The organism is Nocardia sp. NPDC051750 (assembly GCF_044453135.1).
In the GTDB taxonomy this organism is placed as follows: domain Bacteria; phylum Actinomycetota; class Actinomycetes; order Mycobacteriales; family Mycobacteriaceae; genus Nocardia.
Window position 1 is genome coordinate 52,950 of record NZ_JBITCK010000004.1, and the last position, 2,184, is coordinate 55,133.

General features: G+C 68.4%; 2 protein-coding genes. One reads left to right on the top strand and one right to left on the bottom strand.

What is annotated here, in order from left to right; translation table 11 throughout:
- Nucleotides 1–46 precede the first annotated feature (46 nt).
- The gene (locus ACIA75_RS18725) at nucleotides 47–847 is read right to left on the bottom strand and encodes a hypothetical protein (RefSeq protein ID WP_397105519.1); all 801 of its coding nucleotides are present in this window, start codon (nucleotides 845–847) and stop codon (nucleotides 47–49) included.
- Nucleotides 848–1,116: 269 nt separating this feature from the next.
- Here ACIA75_RS18725 and ACIA75_RS18730 point away from each other — a divergent pair, with 269 nt between their 5' ends.
- Nucleotides 1,117–2,112, top strand: a complete 996-nt coding sequence (locus ACIA75_RS18730) for an alpha/beta hydrolase (protein WP_397105521.1) — start codon at nucleotides 1,117–1,119, stop codon at nucleotides 2,110–2,112.
- The last annotated feature ends 72 nt before the right edge of the window (nucleotides 2,113–2,184 follow it).

The following is a 2,184-nucleotide window of genomic DNA, read 5'->3' on the forward strand; positions in this document are numbered from 1 at the left end:
TAGACGTGGCGAAGGCCGTCCCGTCGGGATCGAGTCCGGCCGGAGGTCAGGCACCTCGTTCGCGGGTGACCGTGATAGCGGCGGCATCCAGGCCCGGGGCCGCCGTCTGGGCGAGTTCGCGGGCCCCGTCCTCGTCCGCTGTGCCCGCCACGACGATCCGCACGGAGGTGGTTTCCAGAGTCGCACCGGCGACGGGGTACTCGGCAACCACCGCCTCGTACGCGGCGATCGCGTCGGCCGGGAGGGCACCGCCGGGATCGGTCAGGACCCAGAGGCCGGGCCGCGTACCACGCTTCGTGCGGACCTCGACCGAGGTCACATCCGAGAGGAGCCGGTGCCGGCCGCCGTCGCCGGTCATATCGTCGAACACCGCGAGAGCATCGACCGCGGTGATCTCGGCCTGCCAGCGGTAGCCGAGCTTCGAGGTCGAACGGCCTATCTCGCCGTCCACCACCCGTTCATCGGCCGTCAGTGACTGCCACAGCGCCATGACTTCGCGGGTGCGTGTCTCGTCCGCGTCGACGGTGACGGTGATACCTCCCGCCGTGATCCGCCCGGTGACCGACTTGTGCCGCGCGACGTACTTGCGCAACTCGTGTGCTCGCTCGACCACCCGGTCGGGCGGGGTACCGTCCGCGAGGACGAGTATCCCGGTTGCCAGTCCGGCGAAGGGCAGGGTGTTGTACCCGTGTACGTCGACCTTCTCGACGTCCGGCGCGCCGGACCAGTGCTTTTCGAAATCCGCGGCGAGCGCCGTGCCCTTGTCGATGGCGCAGCCGGTCGCCAGGGGGAGGGCCAGGACGAACGCGATGATCGGAATCGACAACCACGAGGCGTTGCTTCGCACTGCTGTCTCCTCGGAGGCGGGTGAGCAAGCCGGAGCGGATCGAGCTCCGGCCTGGCCTGCAGTAGTCGTGACAGCGGTAGCTTACGGCGATGTTCGCCGGTGGGAAGTGGTCCGCGCTGCCGGCTTTGCCCCGGAGTACCCCGGCGAGGAAATGGGGGTAATCATGTCGACTGGCTCCCACTCGTTGCCGTCCGGGTTCTCGGGGCAGAGGGCGTGCGGCGGATTCCGGATCGCTTCGGTAGCCTGCTCATGAGCACAATTCGAAACTGATGACGGGGCACGAAGTGCGAGTGGACAATCGGTGGGCTGCGCGGGGGCGGCTGCGGAAGGTCAGTGCAGTGATCGCGGCGGTGGCGCTGATGGTCTGGGTCGGCGGGGCGATGGTGAGTGCGGCGCCGATCGGTGCTCCGGTACGGGCGCCGGCCGGCGGGTACGAGGAACTCTGGGTGCCGTCCGGGATGGGCCCGGTGAAGGTCCAGGTGCAGTGGGCGGCGCGCGGCGGCAGTTCGGCGCTGTATGTGCTCGACGGGCTCCGGGCGCCGCACGATCACAGCCAGTGGACCAGCGATACCGATGTGCTGCAGCGGTTCGCGGGTGACAATGTGACGCTGGTGTTCCCGGTGGGCGGGCATTCCAGTTTCTATGCCGACTGGTACCGGCCGAGCAGTACCAACGGTCAGGTCAACACGTACAAGTGGGAAACCTTCCTCACCGAGGAGCTACCGGCCTTCCTCGCGGGATACGGGGTTTCGCGGACGAACAATGCGATCGTGGGCGCGTCCATGGGCGGCGGGGCGGCCCTGACGCTGGCCGCGCATCACCGCGATCAGTTCAAGTTCGCCGGATCGTTCTCCGGATTCGTCAATCCGACCTTTCCGATGTGGAACGAGGCGGTCCGGGCCGCGATGTGGGACGAGGGCCGGTACAACGTGGACGATATGTGGGGCCCGGTAGGTGATCCGGCCTGGCGGCGCAACGATCCGACGGTGCAGGCGGAACTGCTGCGCGGCCTGCCGATATATGTCTCGGCCGGCAACGGCGTGCCCGGGGTTCCGGATGTGCCGTACTGGTTCGGCGATACCGTGAACGCGATGGGCCTGGAGGCGATGGCCATGACAGCCACGCGCATCTTCGGTGATCGGGTCGCGGCGCTGGGAATCCCGGCCCGGGTCGAGATCGTCAACGGCACCCACACCTGGCCCTACTGGGAGCAGGCGATCGCCACGGCCCGCCCGATGATTCTCGACGCCCTCGGCGTCAACTGACGCCGGTCCCGGCTCGTTCGATCCGACAGCGCTCCCGCTGCGAAGGGCCGGCCCGATGGCGCAGATCGAAGG

Bases quoted from the DNA above. Each gene is read 5' to 3' on its own strand.
- ACIA75_RS18730 (WP_397105521.1), top strand. From the start codon at position 1,117: ATGACGGGGCACGAAGTGCGAGTGGACAATCGGTGGGCTGCGCGGGGG.